This is a genomic window from Virgibacillus doumboii (assembly GCF_902806455.1).
In the GTDB taxonomy this organism is placed as follows: Bacteria; Bacillota; Bacilli; order Bacillales; family Amphibacillaceae; genus Lentibacillus; species Lentibacillus doumboii.
Genome location: NZ_CADCWQ010000001.1, coordinates 2208856 through 2230167, shown reverse-complemented (window position 1 = coordinate 2230167; position 21312 = coordinate 2208856). Strand labels below are relative to the sequence as shown.

The window sequence follows — 21312 nt, the reverse complement described above, 5'->3', positions numbered from 1 at the left end:
ACAATATGTTTTTTTGGATTTGTTAGATTTCGAAAAAATTGATAAAATTTATTATCAAATGTAAGAGGCTGAGGAGGAAAAATGACATGGATGGAATTGGCAATAGTATCCAACTGTTAGAGAGAATTGCCATGGGTTCCCGCCATTCATTTGATCTGTTCTATGAAAAACATATTGCATTTGTTTTTAAAATTGCTTTGCATATGACCGGGAATAAAACAGAGGCAGAAGATATTTGTCATGATGTGTTTCTGGAAGTCTATCAAAAGGCAGATCAATATCAGAAGTCAAAAGGCAGTGTGGAAGCCTGGCTGGCAATCAAGACTAAAACGAGGGCACTCGATCGTCTGCGTAAGAAGAAACCGATTCTCCAAAATAATATGGGTGAATTACTGCTTGGACAGGAAAAGGGTGCTGATAAACAATTTCTTTATCATTTGGAGAGGGATACCGTCATCGAAGCCCTTAAACATATACCGAAAGAACAGCAAGAGGCAATTTACAGATCTTATTTTCAGGAAAAAACGCATAAGGAAATATCAAATGTCATGAACAGGCCGTTGGGATCTGTAAAGTCGCTGATTAAGTATGGACTAAATAATTTACGCAAACAAAAATCCATACTCGGGCAGATTAGATCCAGCAGTGGTGGTGAAAAAGATGGAATTTAATAATCATATCCCCGAACAGAAAATAATTGATTTTGTCCTTGGAAATCTAAATGAAGAGGAAAACGCACAAATCACACAACATACGAAAAAATGTCAAGCCTGTCAGGAAGTTCTCGAGGAGTGGCAGGATACCTTTGATACAGAAGAACAGCGCTCGGAACAGTTGCAGCCTTCAAATTTGTTAAAAAAAAGACTGGATAAAAGTATCGAACGTGAGGACAATGCTGCAGAAAAAAAGAAACGGAAGCAGAAACCGAAGCCCGTGTATTTATTGGGAAGTCTTGCCGCAGTCCTGGTATTGAGTATTGGCCTTACAACACAATTCGGGAACAAGACCAATACGGCTGTGGATGAGCAGGTAATATATAATGATGAGATACGGGAAGAACGGATTCAGTCTAAACCGAATACAGAACAGCTTGAAATTATTCCTGTTTCCCAATTTGATCAGGTATCAGGCAATGTATGGATAAATGATTCGACCCGGGAAATGCTTGTGGAAATTGATGGGCTGACAAACCTGGAAGGAAGAAATTATCAGCTGTGGATTATTGATACAGATGACAATATTGAAGGGGAACTGCTGCCAATTCAGAATGGTTCTGTACGTATTTTTTATCAGGGAAAAGTTGTTGATCAGGTAAAATTGATAAAAACCAGTGTTGAACCGGCTGGCGGCAGTGTCAAACCAACCGGGCCGGAAACATTTACTGTGGATGTGAAGGACTAAACCATTATATTGTTTCTGATGCATTATAATAGGCTGCCGGGGACCTCTCCCCGACAGCCTTACTATCTTCAGTGGAATGGATTAAAACCATGCAGCGCCTACAATGATGAGCAGGATGAACAATACGACAATCAACGCAAACCCGTTTCCGCCGCCGCAATATCCAGCGCCGCCTACAGGTCCACCATAGCCATATCCAGGTCCATATGCTCCTGCAACTGCATTGTTATTTCCATAACCATATCCACCACAATGTCCTCTAAAACCCATATAAAGCCCTCCTAACTTTTATTATTACAGGTTTATTTTTAATATCCATACCCTAACCCTACGTAAGCTGCACCTACAATAATTAATAGGATGAACAGCACTACAATCAAGGCATATCCTCCACCATAGCCTACAGCTTCACTCATTAATTAAACACCTCCATGTTCGTTTGCAATTAATATATGTATATTAGCGGATATTGATATAGGTTATACTCCCATATTGCGAATTTTGGGCTATACTTTTTTGTTGAATTCAACTTATCGGGTCTTCACAAAATTCCACTAATCCCCTGATACAACTGTCCTTTACTATGGCGATGATCCATTCATACACTATGACAAGTTGCAAATGGATATGGGGGTGAAGGAATGTCAGTTGGGCATTATCATGCATTATGCCGGCGATATCGGGGAAGAGCTGTGGAAATAAGGACCCGCGGTGGCGAAGTTCATCGGGGTATCATTTGTCATGTTGACAATAATAGCGTATTTATCCGTCCGTTTAACCGACCACGAAGGTTAGGTGGTTTTGGCTATGGTTTTTATGGTCCGGGTTATGGCAGATATGGAGGCTATGGCGGCTTCGGTGGATTCGGCTATGGAATTGCATTAGGAGCAATTGCCGGATTGGCTTTGATTCCGTTTTTTGGGTGGTAATTTAGACTATAAAACAATTAGGAGTTTCAAATAAACAGATTATCTAATCGCTTTGGAGTCTTTGCGGACATTTAATGCGTTATTTGTTGATAAGCTGCTTTGTCACAAATAGTGTAATGAATGTCCGTATATAGTTTTTTCCATTTATTGAAAAAGCTTGTTTTACTGTAGATGTATGAATTTGTAAAAGCATGAAATGAAGGACAAATAGTCAGCGGGAAAGTAAGTAAAATGTCCTTCATCGTGGTTATGAAGGACAAAAACATGAAGAAAGCAGGCGAAATGTCCTTCATCATGGTCATGAATGACAAAAGACAATTAGGAAACAAGCAACGTGTCTATCATCATGCTATTTTGTGACATTCAAGTGTATCGCTCTCACCCAAAAATATAGCTGGAATCCCTGTTTTCTGTTATTCCTCATCATCTGATTCATCATCATGGATTTGCGCAATTGTTTCTGCATCAATATTCAGAAGATCTTTAGTTGTCATGCTATTCGCTTCCATGTATTTTTTAACAAGGTAATGCCCGCAGCAATATCCCGCCATTCTTGGGTAGCCGCGCAGTCCATATAATACAGTCTGATGTTTATTATCATTTTTCCTTATATTTCTGTTAGGGATTACCAGGTTATTTGATATTTCTTCGAGGTCCTTATCTGAATAATACCGGGTCCAGGGCGCTGCTGATTCTTCACCGAATCGTTCGTGGACCGCATTTTCCGCCATTCCTTCCAAAACGATGGTGTCCACAAGTGTGTAATCATTTTCTTTCTTTTGATACTTTGATAACCGGCAAACATGGTTGTACTCATGGGTGAATAAAGCCCTAAGTTCAGTCTCATCGGTATCTTCAGAAATAAACAGAAACAGTTTATCACCGAAAGCCAATCCTGATTTGCCGCCCAGTTCCCGTTGTATTCTTCGGTTATGTGGATCTGATGGAAATATAAAGACGGGGATATTTGGTCCATCCCATTCCCTTTCCAGGTGTTTTTTTTCTTCTCTAACAATTCCCCAAACGTTATTTTTCTGCAGCTTCTTTATCAGATCTTTACCATTTCTGACAGGATGCCGGTACATTCCATACATCGCTAAGTGATTATGGATTTCATAGGCTTGAACACCAAAGAATTGAGCTTTCAGTTTTTTGCACAGATTTATTGGATTATCGTATAAATCAAGTAACCATTTATCCGTTCTAATAACAGTCATATCAATACCCCTCGTTAATACTTATTTCGTTAGAATAATCTATGCAATAGTCACGAAAATGTTTCGAAATTCTGTTTACTCAGGACAACTACCCTCTCACTGATTTTTTAGTTGAATAAGATATTACAGAATTTATAAAGGGGGTGTCTTTTTTGATGTTTCCTGGAGGACCGAGAAGACCAATGCCACCATATCCACCTGTCAGACCCCGACGGCCCATACAAGGTACGCCGAAACCGGGGTTACTGTCACACTTTCAGGATCGTGAGGGGAACTTGGATATCGAGAAAATTTCGCAAACTGCCAAACAAGTTAGTGAAATATACAGCCAGGTAAGTCCGATGGTAACCAAATTCATGAAAAAATAGATATTTGTTGATGGGGTGAGTCCCGTCGATATCCTCATGTGAACGTATAGGCATTTGATGTCTGGGGCAGCAGCCAAAGGAGGATAACGATGGGTCCTTTCAACAGAAAATATCCATTTGAAAATAGGTGCATAATGAACTATAATCCGAGCGAGTCTCTAAGAAAACCAATGATGAGATAAAGGACTTGTCGCAAACATATGGAATTGTTATGATGCTGCTGTGCTAAGTGCTTCCAGGTTATTTTGAGGACAACCAATCTGAAATGAAGGTAAGTAGGCTGGCTAAAGTGGAAAGGGAAGAGTCGGATAAGATACCTAAAAAACTGAAGGACATGAAGATGGAGTGCACCTGCCTGAAAATTCATGACAGACAGGTGCAGCAGCAGGGAAGATTACTGTTGTTTATATTGTGGCTCCTGTTGCTCAATATATTGTAAACGGGCCTGCAGGTTTTCCAGAATTTGCTGTTGTTGGTTGGAAAGGTTCTGAAACATTTGTTTAGCGTTTTGATCTTGTGTTTCCAAAGCAAAAGAATGTAAGCTGGCTAATGTACTTTCACAGCTTGCAATCGTTTGCTGCATTTTGGTACCAACTGTCATGATGCCACCTCCTTATCATTTAATATCATTTCAAACCAAAGCAATTTTATGTAACTTTCCGGGCTGATTAGTTTTCATTACCGGGTTTTTAGTTGTCGGTTCCTTTTCCTTCAATGAGATCAAAGCCGTTCATTTGTCATGTTTAACCTCCCGCTACATGTAAGGTTACTTTCCTATAAAGGGCGATTATATTATTCAGAACTGGTACATAATGGATCAAATGTTAAACAGAAATTTGTTCATAATAGGAATGAATGGAGGTTTTTATATGCCAAGAAAGCAAAATAAAGTTAATCCAAAAGATAGTCGTAAAATAGCCGAAAATGATTATGATCCGTCCTTTTATCAGGGAAAAACTCAGTTCGAAAAAGGGCTGGCAGAAACGCATGAACAGGCATCAGATGATTACTTTGAAGGGACGATTGATCAAAAGAAAGATAAGGGAATGTAATTCAGGCATATTAGGTAGAGCGCCTCTTTCTATTTTCTATAATTGTTTTGCCCTATCATGTAACCGGTGAAATCATATGCTATACTATCCAGCCAAGCCATACCAGAGGTCCAGCACTCACTAACATTCACCTCAACGGAAAAAGAGTCTCAATGGAGGCTCTTTTTTTTGTGTCCATTATTATCGCCTTATTTTAGTTACTTGTGATAGATGTTTATCCACAACGGCTTTTTTAAACATATGGTATTAGTACAGAAGAAAGGTGGTGAAGTATATGGGTTGGATGAATCCATGGGGTTATGGCTACGGCGGTGGCTATGGTTATGGAGCAGGCTACGGTTGTGGTGCCGGAGGATATGGACGTAACGGCTTTGTTTTACTGGTAGTTCTGTTTATCTTATTAATCATCGTTGGAAACAGCTTTCCTATGGGTGGTGACTATGATTAGGAAATCCACACATTTCTAATTAATCTCTTATAAACGCCTTATCTCTTAGGGGAAGAATCTCATAAGATAATGTATAAGGTCGCAAGGAGGTGACGTTTAATGAGTTTCGCAGGTGGTTACGGAAACAATGGCTTTGTATTGCTAGTGGTTCTATTTATCTTGCTAATCATTGTTGGAAGCAACTATCCAATGGGTGGCGGCTATGGTGGCTACTAAAAAATAGCTTCCACGATCTTTCCTTTGCGTGGGGGTCACCCATGCAAAGGAAGTGTATTAACTGAATGAAGCGGAAAACAGTTAGTGTAAAACCCCATAACTGAAGTGGTGACAACAAACAACCTCCTTTTTAAATATGAAAAAACCTTGCTGTAACGCAACAGTACAGGTTTTTTCTTTCTAAAAAGGAGAAATTATATACCTCCCCTGATTCGTAACCAATATGTAAGGTGGTGATATAATGGACGATATGGTTAAAAAAGTGGAAAAAAAGACTGGAGTAAACAGTAATGACATCATGGGCGTTGTTCAATCATTGAATGGAAAGGACCTTTCGGATGAAAAAAATGTCCGGAAACTTGTGAGACAATTATCCAGAATGGCAAATAAGCCAGTTTCCAGGAAAAAGGAAGATATGATTGTAGAAATGTTAACAAAGAAAAAGAAGAAAATAGATCAGTCAACAATTTCCAAGTTGATGTAAAGTCCATTACGTTCAGCCCTCCAAACAAGAAACCTTCCAAAAATGGCGGGTTTCTGTTTTTTTAAGGTTTATTTTACAGCAGAACGGGTATTTAATAAGCATAATGACCTATGAAAAAAGGATGAATGCTGATATGACATGATAAGTACTTATTACTAAGGATTGGATTAATAATGATTACCCCTTTGAAATTCTTCGTTAAAACTTCTACATAATTACTCCGTTTGGAAGCTAAGATCAGAAGGAAGGAATAAGGGCATTAAAACAATAATGCATGGAGGAAACAGGAAGATGGAAAAATTAAATACACTGCCTTTTGACCGAGTGTTGATGGGCGGTATACAGGAAATGGTATTTATCATTCGGGTAGAGGAGGAGGATTTTTATTATGAATATTTAAATCGTACCGCCATGGATAGAACAGGGCTTGATGAAACTGTTACAGGGAAGTCAATCCGGAGCATTTATCCGGCTGAAAAAGCTGCATTTCTTTGTAATTATTACAGGGAAGCTATTGAAACCAGGACACCTTTGACATATGAAGATTCATACATAGCTTATTCCGGTGAGTGGTACTATTCCGAGGTGAAACTTACGCCAATGTTTGATGAAAAGGGGAAAGGCTCGCACATTGTTGCACTTGTTCAGGACATTACCGGAAGAAAAAAATCGGAAAGGGAATTAATAAGTTCGAGAGCTAAGCTTAGAGAAAGTGAAAAACAATTTCGTATCATTGCGGAGAACTCCAGTGATTTAATTACATTGCTAGATCGAAATGGCAGAATCAATTATGTTTCACCTTCATACGAGGAAGTTCTTGGATTTGATCATGAAGAATATTTAGGGAAGCATTATAGCCACAATGTACATCCTGATGACATGGATAAAGTGGAAAAAACCTATTCGGAAGCAGTTGAAAATAATCAGAATTGGCATATCCAATTCAGGCAAAAAAATTCATCAGGTGATTGGCTGTGGTCCGAATTACGCGGTGCGCCAGTTTTCGATGAGGAAGACCACTTTTTGTATATGGTTGTTGTTACACGGGACATTGCGTTGCGTAAAAAATATGAGGCAAAACTTAAACATTTTGCTTATCACGATTCGTTAACCGGATTACCTAATCGTCGTTTCTTTAAAAAGTGTCTTGCTGATGAACTGAAGGCTTTTGAGGAAGGTATGGACAGGTTTGCTGTTATCATGCTGGATATTGATCATTTTAAGGATATCAATGATTCGATGGGGCATGATGTCGGTGATGAGGTTATTGAAGAATTCGGGAGACGATTGAAACTGAGTATTCGGGATACTGATATCGTTGCACGGCTGGGTGGAGATGAATTTATCATTCTTTTGCCGGGTGTAGGTTCCGCTCATAATGCCGTTAAAATTGCTGAAAAAATGAAGACTTCCTTGCAGTATCCATGGAAGATTAAGCAATATAAGTTGCCTTTGACAACAAGTATAGGGATTGCGTTGCCTTCATTACAGGGTGATACAGTATCGAACATATTAAAAAATGCGGACATATCGCTGTATGAGGTGAAAGAGTCAGGACGAAACAATATTGGTGTCCCTACATTTTCTTTTACAAGTGAGAATCATAAGAGTGATATCTGAAGAAAGAAGGGGCTAGGACAAAACAAAAAAGTGTTACCAAAAGACGAACAACGCATGGAAGCAGCGGAGGGAATATACGTAGACTCCTGGGGGAGGAAAGGCATCGGTGAGACTCCGAAGTGCGCTAGCACGAGGAGGCTCACCAGCCGCCCCCGGAAAGCGAAGTATATTCCCGGAGCGGTTTTGTGCACCATTTCCAATATGTTCGGATTTTATTATTGATAAAACACTTTTGTCCCAGCCTCTTTTTAGTTTGTAAAAATAAATTGGATAACAAAGAAAGTTGGTATGTTAGAATAATTTTAGATATTAAAAATTCAACGTAATCTAATTGCCGCCACGAATATTTTCACCCATGGAATGATGTGCACTTGGTTTAGTGTCGATTTGATGCGGTTTGTTTGCGTCATGATTTGTATTCAGCCGTTTCTTCTTTTGGCGGTCAACAATGAATCCGAAAATTAAAAGAGGAACGATTAGAATTAAAAACCAGAGCATGTGAACACTTCCTGTTAACTTATTGTACCATGAAGAGGAATGCCTTTGGAAAAATATTTGAAAGTGAGAGGTTGTTATAGATGGCCGATGTCGAACTAGTGAAACACAATGAAGCGTGGTCAAGGCAATATATTAAAGAAAAGAAATCTATTACTCAAGCAATACCAGACAGTTTCATTGATATTGAACATATTGGAAGTACGGTAATTCCGGAGATTAAGGCTAAACCGATAATCGATATTATGGCCGGTATCGCGGAACTTGAGGAGTATGTGCATTTAGTTGCACCGCTCGAAAAAGCCGGGTACGTCTATATCCCAAAACAGGAATTCACTGATCGTAAATTTTTTCTAAAACGAATTGCAGGTAATCCGGATATTCACTTACATATTTGTGAAATGAACGGCACTGAATGGAATGACAAATTATTTTTCCGGGATTACCTAAGATCGAATCGTGACAAACGAAGTGCGTATGAAGTGTTGAAAATGAGGCTGGCAAATGAATACCGGAATGACCGATCCAGTTATACGAAAGCGAAGGAAAGCTTTATACATGATGTGTTGCGGATGAAGCGGCAGCACGGTTTGGGGTGATACCATGAAGAATAAGCCAATCTATGTTGAGATACCTATTGAAGCGGAAATCGATAAGCTTTGGAATGCGTCACAGACACCGGATCAGCATGAACAATGGGACCTTCGATTTTCATCGATTACATATTTGCCGAAAGAGGAAAATCAGCCGCAGAAATTTACTTATAAAACGAAAATTGGGTTTGGTCTGGCTGTTGAAGGCTGGGGAAAAAGTGTCGGCAGCTTTCATGCCAAGGATGGTTCAAGGACGTCTTCGTTACATTTTGGAACCGATCAATCTTTTTCAATTATTCGAGAGGGAAGGGGTTATTGGAAATACATACCCGAAGCGGATTCCTCGATTACCTTTCTGACTCAGTATGATTATAAGACGAATTTTGGCAGGGTTGGGAAACTGTTTGATTGTTTGATTTTCCGGCCAATGATGGGATGGGCGACAGCACTAAGTTTTGATGTCCTCAAGCGGTGGCTGGAAAATGGAGATACGCCTTCATCGCAGTACATGAAATTTTTTTGTAATTGGGTCATTGCTTTCTTATTCAGTTTCATCTGGGTGTATCATGGGCTCGTGCCAAAATTAATCGCGATGCACCAGGTGGAGTTAAGTATGATGCAAAATGTTATCCCGATTTCCACGAATCTGGCTGCTTCGTTGACAGCTGTAATTGGGGTGATAGAAGTCGTGTTCGGATTGGTCTGGTTAGTTTATTCAAACAAAAGAAAGTTATTTGGGCTGCAACTTTTTGTTTTTCCGTTTTTGGGAATTGGTGCGATTATCTCGGATCCTGCCTTCTTATTTCATCCGTTCAATCCGCTAACGTATAATATGGTACTGTTCGTACTGTCAATTCTCGGATTCATGATCAGTAAAGATGTACCCACTGCTAAAAGCTGCAAACGAAAGAGAGATTAGTATGTCTATTTATAAGAATGCAATGGGTGAAGCGTTTTATCAGCTGCACCCGATGCTGCAAAAAAGGTATGGGTTTCCTGGTGGTGGTACTTTTACCGGGAAAGGAACAATGAAAAAAATCAATGGTGGACCAAAGTGGCTGCATCCGCTTTTTTTGATTGCGACAAGGTGGAAACTGCTTTTTCCGGAACACGGGGAAAACGTTCCTTTTCAGATTACGAATACACCATGTACCGGAAAAAGTGGCGAGGATCAGATCCATTGGGAGCGGGTATTTTATTTTAGAAAGAAAAAGCGATACTTTAATGCACTTATGAGTTTGGATGCTGAACGGAATATCATAAAAGACTATCTCGGCGAACCACACTTGATTTATTCCGATTTGTCATTGTCGGCAACGCGAGCAGGTGGATTAAAAATCGAATCGAAGCAGCAAAGATTGGTCATTGGCCTGATGGAAATCCCATTGCCAAAGATATTTCAGGGACTTGCGACGATAACTGAGAAGTATGATGATGAGAAAGAAGTCTATTTAATCAATGTTTTTGTCACGAACCCATTAATTGGAACTGTTTTCTCATACGAAGGAGAGTTTGCCAGCGATGACGTTTCGTAACATTGGAATTATAAACATTTTCATATTATTTGTGATAGCTGTTCTTGGTGTTCATCCGTGGCATTTTTTGCTGTTAACAGTCGCGCAGTTGGTTTACGTTCCCTTGATACTAAACTTGGTCATGAAAAATGATGATGGAAAGTATGCGAGGTATTTACCATATCTGGGAATTCCTGCGTTTCTTACTGTCATTCTTTTACAGGTAACAAGTGAAACATCGTGGGACCCGTTTTTAGCAATCATTTATTTTCTGTTTACCTTGTTGATTGCAGGATATGGGCTTATGCGCTTTTTTAATAGAGGTTTTGCCCATTTAGAGGAATTTTTAATAGATATGGGACTAATTTATATCGCAGTTGGTGGTGCCTGGTTTTTTGCGTATGAGGCTGGGATCGATACCGGATTTTCGGCAATTATGACCTGGCTTACCGGAATCCATTTTCATTACGCTGCATTCCTGTTGCCTGTTTTTGTCGGGTTTCTAGGCAGGATTTATAAATCAACATTTTATAATTGGATTGCTGCTGCCGTTTTAGTTTCCCCGATGATAGTTGCGCTTGGAATTACTTTTTCAACGTTACTTGAGCTTGTTTCGGTTCTTGTTTACATTTTTGGTATATATGGTTTAATCAATTTATCTTTTAAATCACCAGTTAATTGGCTCGTTCGATTATCCTTTTCAGCCCTTGGTGTGGCGATTCTTTTTTCTTTATTATACGCTTTCGGCAATCTAACAGGATTGTATACGATAACGATAGATTTCATGCTGATTTTTCATGGAACCATAAATGCGGTGTTTTATGCCTTGGCAGGAATTATAGGCTGGTCAATTCAATATCCGCCTTCAAAACATGAATACTTCAAATTCCCGGTCAGCCGGATTAGAGGTAAAGGTAAAGTTGGCGAAACAATTCTGACCGGAAAGTTGGATACAGCAACCTGTAATGGATTGGTAGATAACATGAACATTTATGATATTGATGCCGAAACATTATCATCGTCTATTATTGATTTTTATGAAAATACGAATCAATATCGCTTGTTTTCTGAAGTGAAATGGCACACCTGGTTTAAACCGTTTGCAGCTGTATATCGTCTGATCAGCCGTTACGTGGAGCAGATTAATTTGCCGTTTTCCAGTAAACAAGTAGAGATGACGGGGAATATTTATTCTATTAAAGATGATGTTGATGGAAGAAATGATGTAAGGGCATGGGTTCGAAAAGTAAAAAAAGAAACCACGTTTGTCGCGCTGTATTCCTCACATGAGAATAAGGGACAAACGTATATGAATATTGCGTTGCCGTTACCAGGCTCGGTTATGGTTGGAGTTTTGGACCTTACTCCTCATGGGAAAGACCTGCGATTATCCAGTAAAAAACAGTCATTGGATGCTGATTCCGGGATTTATTTAGCGGCCGGGAAATTTTTCTTCATGCTGCCAATCGAGGAACAATTTGACGTATGGGAAGTTGAGGAAGGGGTATTAAAGGCAAGGCATAATATGTGGATTTTTTCGATACCGTTTTTGACAATAGAATATGATATCTTCAATAAGCTGCAATCTTAAATAACGAGGTTTGCAGCTTATTATTTTATGACTGAAACGGTATATATTTATCAACTTGGGTAAATCATTTTAAATATGCTGTTTAGCTTATTCACTTTGAAAAAGGATTTACCCGATTAATGAAGAAATAGTAAGTATGGCTGGATTGGGGTGATAGGAATGACGGTGAAAAATTATAGTTTTGGCTTGCTCTTTCTGTTCTTATTAGTCTTTATGATAGGTTCTGCTACGACAGACAATTCAACCGCACCAGCTAATACTTCCGGGGAGCGGAATGCGATGGCTGAACAGCTCGACAAATTTATTAATAATGAACCAAAATTGGATGGTGCAATTGCTGGAATCAGTATTCGTCAAGCATCAAATGGAGAAAAGATCTATGAACATATGGGCGACGTACGGATGCGGCCGGCATCCAATATGAAACTGTTAACTTCTGCAGCAGCGTTGACTGTGTTAGGCGAGGACTATACGTTTTCCACTGAAGTGCTGACAAGCGGTTCCGTTAAAGGTAATACATTGAAAGGTAATCTTTATTTAAAAGGAAAGGGAGATCCAACGTTACTCCCTTCCGATTTTGATAACTTTGCAAAACGGATTAAGGAAAGCGGCATTAAAGTGATAGAAGGAGATATCGTCGGGGATGACACGTGGTATGATGATGTTCGACTCTCCCCTGATTTAATCTGGAGTGATGAGCATTGGTATTATGGTGCTCAAATTTCGGCACTAACCGCTTCACCGGATAAAGATTATGATGCGGGTACGGTAATTGTTGAGGTAACCCCCGAGGATGTTGGAAACAAACCGAAAGTAACAGTATCTCCTGAGACAGGTTACGTCCAAGTGAAAAATACTGCGTTAACTGCGGCTGCTGGTACAGAAGAAGATTTGACACTGGAACGAGTGCATGGCGGGAATACGATTACAATTGAAGGTGAAATCCCTGCCGATTCAGCACGTGTTAAAGAATGGATGGCAGTCTGGGAGCCAACCGGATATGCGATGAATTTATTTAAAAAATCGCTTAAGGAACAGGGAATCACCTGGACTGGTAAGGTAAAAACAGGTATGGCTCCGCAACAAGCAAAAGTTCTTTTTTCCGATCAATCAATGCCACTCGCTGAATTGCTCGTGCCATTTATGAAATTAAGCAATAATACGATTGCTGAAATTTTGGTAAAAGAGATGGGAAAAGTTGTACATAATGAAGGCAGCTGGGAAAAAGGGCTGGAAGTTGTTGAAGCGGAATTGACCAAGCTTGGGATGAATACCGATACAATACTAATCAGGGACGGGTCCGGAATTTCGCACGTTAATTCAATTCCTCCCAACGAGATTTCAAAACTGTTATATAAGGTGCAGAGTCTGGAATGGTTTGACGCTTATCTGAAATCACTACCTGCAGCCGGAAAAGAAGACAGGATGGTTGGAGGAACATTGCGATACCGGATGGAGGATATGGATGTTCAGGCTAAAACCGGAACCATCTATGGTGTCAGCACGTTGTCGGGCTATGTGAAAACAAACAGCGGGGACAAGATTATTTTTTCAATCATGCTGAATAACTTAATGGATGAGGAAGACGGGCCTCAAATTGAAGATGAAATCGTGAAAATCATTGCGGATAGATAATTGGCTGTTTCAATCATTATTGGGGCAGCTTAATTTTATTATTATAAAAAAACTAAGGGAAGTCCCGAACCTCGGGACTTCCCCAATGGACAACTTATTGAAAATTGTTGTTGTTCTGTTGCGCTTGCTGAGCCTGGTTAGCCTGCTGGCGTGCCTGTTGCAGTTGCTGCTGAGCCTGCTGGACCTGTGGATCCTGTTGTGCAGCTTGACCAGCCTGGGACTGAGCATTTTGTAATCCTTGTTCTGCCTGCTGCAATTGCTGTTGTGCCTGCTGCATTTGTTGCGGATCAGCACTGGCCTGCGCTTGTTGTACTGCCTGCTGCGCCTGTTGCGCCTGCTGAACAGCCTGTTGTAATTGCTGTTGTTGAGGATTTTGTTGTGCCATAAAAGTAAAACCTCCATTGATATATTTGAGCTGCATAATGCTCCGTATCTATCGTTCGTTACTTTTCCCCAAATTATGTATATAATTGAACTTAATTTTCCTGAAACTTTTTGTGAGATGTCGGACTCTAACTAGTAAGAAGGGAGGAGTGGAGCAAGTTGGATGCTGTAAAAGAAGTAAAAAAAGCTAAAAAAGGCAACAAAGCATCATTCGAGAAACTGATTTATGAATACCAGGATGTGATGTACCGGGTGGCAAAATCAATTGTTAAACGGGATGAGGATTGTGCAGATGCAATCCAGGAGGCAATCTATAATGCGTACCGCTCCATCCCGAACTTACGGGAGCCGCAATACTTTAAAACGTGGCTGCTCCGGATCGTTACCAACGAATGTTATTCCATTATACGAAGCCGGAAGAAAGTGGTGGAGTTAAAGGAGTGGAACGAGGGCTTTGAGGAGGATAAAGGTTTTGATGCGGTAGAAATGGAATTGTTGCTTGCCCGTTTGCCACAAGAAGATTCAGAAATACTGGGGTTATTTTACATAAATGATTTAACAATTAAAGATATTTCAGGAATTCTCGACATTCCTGCGAATACGGTGAAAACACGAATACGTCGGGCAAAGCAAAAACTGCATCATTTTTTGACTGAAACGAACAAGGAGGTGAGTGGTCAATGGAAAAATGGGAAGACCAGATGAGAAAGATGCGTAATCAGGAAACACCTGATATTGTGAAACAGCGTGTTTCTGAGACGTTGGATGCTCTTCCGGAAAAAAAGAAATATTCCAAGCTGAAATACGCTTCATTGGCTGCTGCGATTGCGTTAAGTATGTTACTGGGAGCATCTGCAATAAGTCCTGCATTTGCGGAAACGATAAAGTCACTGCCGATTATCAGCACGGTTACAAGTTACATCAATGATCTTGGTATGAAGAATGGGTATGAAAAAGGGCTTTCCGTTCCTGTCGATGAGCAGTATGAAATAAATGGCAAAAAGGTAGCCTTTACAGAAGTAATGTACGATGGTACGGATGTTTACCTTGGCTATTTAGTGTCACCGGGGTCGTTGGAAGAGCAGCGTGCAGCACTCTTTAATATGCGGATAACTGTAAATGGTAAGCAGCTTGGATCTAGTCCCAGCTTCAAGGGTGAACAGCGAAATGACATGGTTTATGCTGGAAGGCTAAAGATTAGATTTATTGATGAAGAGTTACCTGATCAGTTCAAATTGGGACTCCACTGGGAAGGCACAGATGCTGAATTTCAAGTGACAAAAAAAGGGAATACGGAGGTCTATGCAATAGACAAAAGCAAACGAAATGACAGAATGCTGATTAATTACAACAGTGTTTCGTTTACACCAACTGCAACAATTATTAAATTTGATGAAATCGCTCAGTCATTCTCAGGATACATGGTCCATTATCTGGTTAAAGATGATACGGGAAGAATCCTGAAGAACACTGACTTCCGGGGTATAGGGTACGGCGAATTATATAAAGATACCGATGGAACGAAAAAATCAATTATGGAAATGAGTGTCTTTGTTGAACCTCTGAACGAAAAACCAGAATCGCTGACTGTTATTCCTTATTTGGAGCATGAAAATAAAGGTTCATATGAAAAGAACAGGGAACAGTGGAAAGGAAAGGAGTTGAAGTTATCACAAGGTGAATCAGGTGACGTCGTGGTCACTGATGTTGTCCGAAATCGTGATAAGATAACAGTGAAATTTGAAACAACCGGAACTGACGAATACAGGCAAGGCCGGAATTTGACCATCCGGGATGAGGACGGAAACTATTTCAATCCTAGGTTAGAGCAGGTCGGCAATCAGAACTATAAGAAAACGTTTGAAGGATTTCCGCCTGAATCACCAGTATTCCTTGTAACACGGGAAGAACCGGATCATATTTATCTTGATGATTTGAAAATTACACTACCAATAGAAGAATAAAAAAGAGGATTGGCGTAAAGGTCAATCCTCTTTTTGGTAGCATGCTTTTCTGAGAAACGCATTATATTAAGCTGGTTAATTTAAATCAGAATTTCCCCGCTACTTTTTTATGTTTATAACTTGAAGGCCTAAGATTGATTGCTGAGAAAATATGAATAGAACTTCATTAAAGCTATAGTAGAAAGGTCACTCACTGGGGTTATGAGTGCCCGAACGAAGCTTGAATTCGGAAGAAAGGTCACTCATCGGGGTTATGAGTGCCCGAACGAAGCTGGAAATCTGGAGAAAGGTAACTCATTGAGGTTATGAGTGCCCGAACGAAGCTGGAAATCCGGAGAAAGGTAACTCATTGGGGTTATGAGTGCCCGAATAAAGCTGAAAATCTGGAGAAAGGTAACTCATCGAGGTTACGATGAAAAGTCCTTCATTCGTTCTATAATCAATTGCATATTTAATTAGTTGCAATAACTAAAAGGTGGTGCATTTTAACCATCCAGCTGATTGCATAAGATACCCATATATTCTTCATACTATAAGCATGGATGTACATAAAAAGAGGATGTTCCTATGAAAAAGAATGCATCAGAAAAGAAAATGCAACGAGATTTTGAAAAATTTCTTGAGAAAATGAAACAGAATGCCGATTTCAATAACTATCAATTTGAACACAATGAAAACTTTATGTGTCTTGGATATTTAAAAACTGCCATAAGCCAGGAAAAACTGGAAAAATTCATTTTACCGTATGTACAGCAACACGATTACAGCGATTTGTATGAACTGAAAAGTATTATTCCTGTCACCCAAACCCAGTTAATAGACAAACCAGAAAAAGTGCGAGAAATGATGATTCAGGGTTTTGTGTTTGTCTATATGGAAAATGTCAGTACGCAATACTTGTTAGTACCGGCGCAATTGGCAAAGACAAGACAGGTGTCTAAACCGGAAGTGGAATTCAGTGTTGTAGGCCCGAAAGAAGCTTTTGTTGAGAGTATTGATGTAAATTTAAATTTGATTCGAAAGCGACTTAACATCCCTGAGTTAAATATCGAAAAGTTGAATGTCGGTACCATTACAAAAACTGAAGTTGCGGTCGTATCCATTGAAGGGATAGTAGATGAGGAAAATGTACAAACTGTGCTTCAGCGATTAAAGGACTTGCAGATCGACCAGGTCATCGACAGTTCGTATATACACCAAACGATTGCGGATAATCAAAATTCACCTTTTCCGCAATTACTTGATACGGAAAGACCTGATCGGATTGCTGCTATTTTATCCGAAGGGAAAGTAGCCATTTTCGTCGATGGATCGCCACATGTTCTTATTGGACCGACAACTTTGGTGGAATTCTTTTCGGCGTTTGAGGATTATTTTTTAAATTGGACACTTGCCTCAGCGTTTCGTCTTATCCGATTATTTGCGGTTTTTTTCTCTATATTGATTACGCCGTTATATGTTGCGGTGCTTACACATCATTTCGAATTAATACCGAAATCCCTTCTTGGACCATTAGTCAGTTCCAGAACACAGGTGCCATTCCCACCAATCCTGGAAGCAGTAATTCTTGAACTGACAATTGAGTTACTTCGGGAAGCAGGTGCAAGGCTTCCTACTAAAATCGGTCAAACGATTGGTATTGTGGGTGGTATTGTCATCGGAACAGCTGCTGTTGAAGCGGGGCTGACGAGTAATGTACTGCTGATTCTAATTGCCCTTGCTGCATTAGGTTCGTTTACAACGCCGGTTTATCAGATAGGTAATACGATTCGTCTGTTCCGGTTCCCATTGCTGCTTTTTGCACATGTATACGGTCTTTTGGGTGTAGCTATTTGTATCGGATATATTATGGTTCACTTGTTAAAGCTGACATCGTTGGGACGACCATTCATGGAACCGATTTATCCGTTTCGGTACAAGGATTTAAAGGATGCAATGATCCGACTTCCGTTTAATGTACAAAATAAGCGGCCGATTCAGGTTCGTCCAACTAAAGTCAATCGGCCTACTGCACATAATGATGATAAATAGAGGAGTTAGCTATGATTAAAGTAAGTGATCAAGTCCCTGCATTCATGGTATTTTTCCTGATAACCGGTGCACAGATTGGTGTTGGTGTTCTTGGCTTTCAAAGTATCATAAATAAATATGCCGGGCATGATGCATGGATATCTGTAATTGTCGCGGGACTTGGTTTAAATATAATCATATGGATCATGTATAAGATTTTAAACAATAATGACAGCCCGGAGACAGATATTGTTGCGATTCACCGATTTACTTTTGGAAAATGGCTCGGGGGTTTTTTTACCATTCTATTTTCAGTATATTTATTGTTTATGACAGTGGTTGTGTTGCGTACCTATGCTGAGATTATCCAGGTTTGGATGTTTCCATATATAAAAGTATGGGGGTTGTTATTATTAATTGTTCCGCTTATGTATTACACTATCTCGGGTAAGCTGAGAATCGTTACAGGAGTCTGTTTCCTGGGGGTTGTCTATCCGTTCTTTTTGGTGTTTACGATTCTTATTCCAGTGAAATATTCACATATAACAAGTATTCTCCCGGTTTTTGATCACTCCATAATTGAGATCGTGCAGTCTTCATCATTGGCGATACTGAACTTCCTTGGTGTGGCAACCATACTTGTCTTCTATCCTTTTATCCGTGAATCCCAAAAGTCCCAGAGATTTGCGCATTACGGGAATCTGTATACGACTGTTTTATATGTCTTTATTTGCTTTGTTTCATATATTTATTACAGTCAGAGTGAGCTTGAAAACGTGATCTGGGCAACACTCGGACTGTGGAAAATAATTGAATTGCCGATTATGGCACGTTTTGAATATTTTGGGATTGCGACATTGTTTTTCAGCATATTGCCAAATCTCGTACTATACTCATGGGCATGTACGCGGACGATACACAAGCTATTTAATGTATCTTACAAAAAAACGGCGGCTGTAGTACTCGTTATTGTCTACTTTGCAAGTATATTTTTTACAGGCAGGGAAGGGGTAAACCTGCTGAACAACACAATAGGTAAAGTTGGTTCTGTATTTTTGTTTATTTATATTCCAGCGTTGTTTCTAATCAACTTCATTCGGAGAAAGGTGAAGAAGAATGCGCAGTAAAAAATATGTTTTATTTTTTGTTCTCCTGTTAACAGGTCTCATTGCCAATTTCGGTATGCCTAAATCGATAATCGATCAGATTTTGATGATTACAACAGTAGGTTATGACTATGTTGAAGAAGATACCATTCGGTCAACCGTGATCACCCCAACGTATACCCCTGAAAAAACAGTAGAGGATTTATTATATACAACTACAGCTTCCATGGTATATGAGAACAGGGAAAAGTTGAATGCCCAGGCTTCTGAAGAACTTTTAAGCGGGAAAATGGAAGTAGCCTTGTATAATGACGAGATGGCTAAACGGGGGCTCAACGATTATATTGATCACCTTTTAAGAGATCCGGGGATAGGCTCCGGCTTATATTTGGGAATTGTAAAAGGGTCAACAGCTGATTTTATGAGTCATGTGAAAAGCAATAAGGGTGCAGGTATCTTTCTGTCAGATTTATTGGAGCACAATATAAAGGACGGAAGTTTACCGACAACCAACCTGAAAATGTTTTCCTATGCTGTCAGCAGTAAAACTTATGATCCATTTTTACCGATGCTGGGTATGAAGGAAGGAGTGCCGGGTCTTACTGCATTAGCTTTTTTTGACAATGATAAACTTGTTGAAACTATACCTGTTGAAAAGGGATTTATTTTTAAAATACTATATGAGAATATCGGCGAGGGACAATATAATTACGTGACAGAGGAATACAAGACAGCAATTGATAACATCCAGTCCACAAGAGATGTCCATATAACAAAAGAGAATGGAAATTATAACGTTGTATTCGACGTTAAATTTCGTGGGGCGGTTAGAGAATACACCGGAAAGAAAATGACTTCTCGAATACCTAAAATTGAAAAAGACCTGGAAAAAAATTTTAAAAAGAACGCACTGAAATTAATTAATAAATTTCAGGAATTAAATATTGATCCACTTGGTATTGAAGAACATGTACAGAGCAGCAGCCGGTCGTATGACAGAAAGAAATTCAAAGAAGGATATCAGGACCTGCCAATAGATGTGAAAATAAAATTTACTCTTGTAGAGATTGGTGTAAGACGATAGGTTCTTTCAAGCAGATGAAACTTCATAGGAAATAGTCAATAAAATAGAGGTGGATAATCATGCGAGCTGTAACATATCAGGGCAAATATTCGATAAGTGTTGAAAATGTTGAGTTTCCAAAGATTCAGGATTCAGAAGACGTTATTATAAAGGTAACCTCAACGGCGATTTGCGGCTCTGATCTCCATTTATACCAGGGGAATTTTCCGTTGCCAATTGGATATATGATTGGTCATGAGCCAATGGGGATTGTCGAGGAAGTCGGTAAGGATGTAACAAAGGTTAAAAAAGGTGACCGTGTTGTCATCCCTTTCACCGTAGCCTGTGGTCAGTGCCCATATTGCGAGAATCACCTGGAGGCTCAATGTGACAATTCCAATCCGCATTATGATTCGGGTGGTTATTTTGGCTATTCAGAGAAATTTGGTAATTATCCGGGTGGACAGGCTGAGTACCTGCGCGTTCCATTTGGTAATTTTACGCCGTTTTTAGTGCCGGAGGATTGTGAATTGGAAGATGATTCCCTGTTATTTTTGTCGGATGTTCTGCCGACTGCATACTGGAGTGTTGAGAATGCTGGTGTGAAAGAGGGCGACACAGTTGTAGTTTTAGGCTGTGGCCCAATTGGACTGATGGCACAAAAGTTTGCCTGGCAAAAAGGGGCATCACGAGTGATTGCAGTTGATCATATCCCATTTCGACTCCAACATTCCAAAAAAATGAACCGGACTGAAATTTTCAATTTTGCCGAGTATAAAGATATGGGAGAAGAGCTTAAGGAAATAACAAAAGGCGGAGCAGACGTAGTGATCGATTGTGTCGGCATGGATGGCAAAAAGTCACCACTTGAATTCGTCGGGCAGAAAATGAGGCTGCAGGGTGGAACACTTGGTGCCATTCAGATTGCAACAAAAGCAGTGAAGAAATGCGGAACCGTCCAGCTTACCGGTGTTTATGGCGGACTCTACAATATGTTTCCACTCGGGCCATTTTTCAGCCGGAATATTACGTTAAAGACCGGGCAGGCCCATGCCAGGTCCTATATGGATAAACTTTATCATCAGATAGTACAAGGTGAAATTGATCCAACAGAAATCATCACGCATCACATGATTTTAGACGATGCTGCGGATGGGTATAAGATGTTTAATGGAAAAGAAGATGATTGTATTAAGGTTGTATTGCGGCCTTGAATTGGCGG

Annotated in this window: 24 protein-coding genes and 2 pseudogenes; 20 read left to right on the top strand and 6 right to left on the bottom strand. The window is 39.8% G+C overall.

The window, feature by feature from the left end; genetic code table 11:
• Positions 1-86: 86 nt before the first annotated feature.
• The gene (locus G6R02_RS10885) at positions 87-671 is read left to right on the top strand and encodes an RNA polymerase sigma factor (RefSeq protein WP_164669285.1); all 585 of its coding nucleotides are present in this window, start codon (positions 87-89) and stop codon (positions 669-671) included.
• Positions 661-1401: an anti-sigma factor gene (locus G6R02_RS10880; RefSeq protein WP_164669284.1), complete on the top strand. Its 741-nt coding sequence runs from the start codon at positions 661-663 to the stop codon at positions 1399-1401. The genes G6R02_RS10885 and G6R02_RS10880 overlap by 11 nt, the downstream gene beginning before the upstream one ends.
• Before the next feature lie 81 nt (positions 1402-1482).
• On the opposite strand, the pseudogene G6R02_RS20080 reads toward G6R02_RS10880, so the two are convergent.
• Positions 1483-1557: pseudogene (locus G6R02_RS20080) on the bottom strand (YjcZ family sporulation protein); the annotation flags it as partial.
• 152 nt (positions 1558-1709) lie between these two features.
• Complete coding sequence (locus tag G6R02_RS10870; protein ID WP_164669282.1) at positions 1710-1817, bottom strand: YjcZ family sporulation protein; 108 nt, start codon at positions 1815-1817, stop codon at positions 1710-1712.
• Positions 1818-2042: 225 nt separating this feature from the next.
• On the opposite strand from G6R02_RS10870, the gene G6R02_RS10865 reads away from it, so the two are divergent.
• A complete protein-coding gene (locus G6R02_RS10865) occupies positions 2043-2330 on the top strand; it encodes a hypothetical protein (RefSeq protein ID WP_164669281.1) in 288 nt (95 codons plus the stop codon).
• Positions 2331-2743: 413 nt separating this feature from the next.
• Here the strand turns inward: G6R02_RS10865 and G6R02_RS10860 are convergent, their stop codons facing one another.
• Entirely contained in the window at positions 2744-3547 is an 804-nt protein-coding gene (locus G6R02_RS10860; protein WP_164669280.1) for a DUF2268 domain-containing putative Zn-dependent protease, read from the bottom strand.
• 155 nt (positions 3548-3702) lie between these two features.
• On the opposite strand from G6R02_RS10860, the gene G6R02_RS10855 reads away from it, so the two are divergent.
• Positions 3703-3915 (top strand): YppG family protein, encoded by a 213-nt coding sequence (locus G6R02_RS10855; RefSeq protein WP_246202621.1) that lies wholly within the window; start codon positions 3703-3705, stop codon positions 3913-3915.
• A gap of 394 nt (positions 3916-4309) precedes the next feature.
• Here G6R02_RS10855 and G6R02_RS10850 read toward each other — a convergent pair whose 3' ends face one another.
• Positions 4310-4516 carry a DUF1657 domain-containing protein gene (locus tag G6R02_RS10850; protein ID WP_164669278.1) on the bottom strand — a complete coding sequence of 69 codons (207 nt, stop codon included), beginning with the start codon at positions 4514-4516 and terminating at the stop codon, positions 4310-4312.
• 283 nt (positions 4517-4799) lie between these two features.
• Between G6R02_RS10850 and G6R02_RS10845 the strand changes: the two are divergent.
• The 5 genes and pseudogenes from G6R02_RS10845 to G6R02_RS10825 form a co-directional block, all read left to right on the top strand.
• Positions 4800-4967, top strand: a pseudogene (locus tag G6R02_RS10845) (YozQ family protein); the annotation flags it as partial.
• Between the two features lie 274 nt (positions 4968-5241).
• Entirely contained in the window at positions 5242-5415 is a 174-nt protein-coding gene (locus G6R02_RS10840; protein ID WP_164669276.1) for a YjcZ family sporulation protein, read from the top strand.
• A 99-nt stretch (positions 5416-5514) separates the two neighbouring features.
• Positions 5515-5631 carry a YjcZ family sporulation protein gene (locus G6R02_RS10835; RefSeq protein WP_164669275.1) on the top strand — a complete coding sequence of 39 codons (117 nt, stop codon included), beginning with the start codon at positions 5515-5517 and terminating at the stop codon, positions 5629-5631.
• Positions 5632-5872: 241 nt separating this feature from the next.
• Positions 5873-6115, top strand: a complete 243-nt coding sequence (locus G6R02_RS10830; protein WP_164669274.1) for a stage VI sporulation protein F — start codon at positions 5873-5875, stop codon at positions 6113-6115.
• A gap of 291 nt (positions 6116-6406) precedes the next feature.
• Positions 6407-7735, top strand: a complete 1329-nt coding sequence (locus tag G6R02_RS10825) for a diguanylate cyclase domain-containing protein (RefSeq protein WP_164669273.1) — start codon at positions 6407-6409, stop codon at positions 7733-7735.
• 327 nt (positions 7736-8062) lie between these two features.
• Here the strand turns inward: G6R02_RS10825 and G6R02_RS10820 are convergent, their stop codons facing one another.
• Positions 8063-8233: a hypothetical protein gene (locus tag G6R02_RS10820; protein ID WP_164669272.1), complete on the bottom strand. Its 171-nt coding sequence runs from the start codon at positions 8231-8233 to the stop codon at positions 8063-8065.
• An 80-nt stretch (positions 8234-8313) separates the two neighbouring features.
• Here G6R02_RS10820 and G6R02_RS10815 point away from each other — a divergent pair, with 80 nt between their 5' ends.
• The 5 genes from G6R02_RS10815 (at position 8314) to dacB (ending at position 13563) form a co-directional block, all read left to right on the top strand.
• On the top strand, positions 8314-8829 hold the full coding sequence (locus tag G6R02_RS10815; RefSeq protein WP_164669271.1) for a GrpB family protein: 516 nt from the start codon (positions 8314-8316) through the stop codon (positions 8827-8829).
• A gap of 4 nt (positions 8830-8833) precedes the next feature.
• Positions 8834-9742 carry a DoxX-like family protein gene (locus tag G6R02_RS10810; RefSeq protein ID WP_164669270.1) on the top strand — a complete coding sequence of 303 codons (909 nt, stop codon included), beginning with the start codon at positions 8834-8836 and terminating at the stop codon, positions 9740-9742.
• 1 nt (position 9743) lies between these two features.
• Entirely contained in the window at positions 9744-10358 is a 615-nt protein-coding gene (locus tag G6R02_RS10805; RefSeq protein ID WP_246202546.1) for a DUF4166 domain-containing protein, read from the top strand.
• Positions 10345-11928 carry a YndJ family protein gene (locus G6R02_RS10800; RefSeq protein ID WP_164669269.1) on the top strand — a complete coding sequence of 528 codons (1584 nt, stop codon included), beginning with the start codon at positions 10345-10347 and terminating at the stop codon, positions 11926-11928. Before G6R02_RS10805 ends, G6R02_RS10800 begins: the two co-directional genes overlap by 14 nt.
• Positions 11929-12087: 159 nt before the next feature.
• Complete coding sequence (gene dacB, locus G6R02_RS10795) at positions 12088-13563, top strand: D-alanyl-D-alanine carboxypeptidase/D-alanyl-D-alanine endopeptidase (RefSeq protein ID WP_164669268.1); 1476 nt, start codon at positions 12088-12090, stop codon at positions 13561-13563.
• Between the two features lie 94 nt (positions 13564-13657).
• On the opposite strand, the gene G6R02_RS10790 is transcribed toward dacB, so the two are convergent.
• Positions 13658-13948 (bottom strand): hypothetical protein, encoded by a 291-nt coding sequence (locus tag G6R02_RS10790; RefSeq protein ID WP_164669267.1) that lies wholly within the window; start codon positions 13946-13948, stop codon positions 13658-13660.
• A 158-nt stretch (positions 13949-14106) separates the two neighbouring features.
• Here G6R02_RS10790 and G6R02_RS10785 point away from each other — a divergent pair, with 158 nt between their 5' ends.
• The 6 genes from G6R02_RS10785 (at position 14107) to G6R02_RS10760 (ending at position 21304) form a co-directional block, all read left to right on the top strand.
• Positions 14107-14652, top strand: a complete 546-nt coding sequence (locus G6R02_RS10785; protein WP_164669266.1) for a sigma-70 family RNA polymerase sigma factor — start codon at positions 14107-14109, stop codon at positions 14650-14652.
• Complete coding sequence (locus G6R02_RS10780; RefSeq protein WP_164669265.1) at positions 14628-15911, top strand: DUF4179 domain-containing protein; 1284 nt, start codon at positions 14628-14630, stop codon at positions 15909-15911. The genes G6R02_RS10785 and G6R02_RS10780 overlap by 25 nt, the downstream gene beginning before the upstream one ends.
• 567 nt (positions 15912-16478) lie before the next feature.
• On the top strand, positions 16479-17942 hold the full coding sequence (locus tag G6R02_RS10775; RefSeq protein ID WP_164669264.1) for a spore germination protein: 1464 nt from the start codon (positions 16479-16481) through the stop codon (positions 17940-17942).
• Positions 17943-17953: 11 nt separating this feature from the next.
• Positions 17954-19048 carry a GerAB/ArcD/ProY family transporter gene (locus tag G6R02_RS10770; protein WP_164669263.1) on the top strand — a complete coding sequence of 365 codons (1095 nt, stop codon included), beginning with the start codon at positions 17954-17956 and terminating at the stop codon, positions 19046-19048.
• On the top strand, positions 19038-20111 hold the full coding sequence (locus tag G6R02_RS10765; RefSeq protein WP_164669262.1) for a Ger(x)C family spore germination protein: 1074 nt from the start codon (positions 19038-19040) through the stop codon (positions 20109-20111). The genes G6R02_RS10770 and G6R02_RS10765 overlap by 11 nt, the downstream gene beginning before the upstream one ends.
• Positions 20112-20170: 59 nt before the next feature.
• On the top strand, positions 20171-21304 hold the full coding sequence (locus tag G6R02_RS10760) for a zinc-dependent alcohol dehydrogenase (protein ID WP_164669261.1): 1134 nt from the start codon (positions 20171-20173) through the stop codon (positions 21302-21304).
• Positions 21305-21312 lie beyond the last annotated feature (8 nt).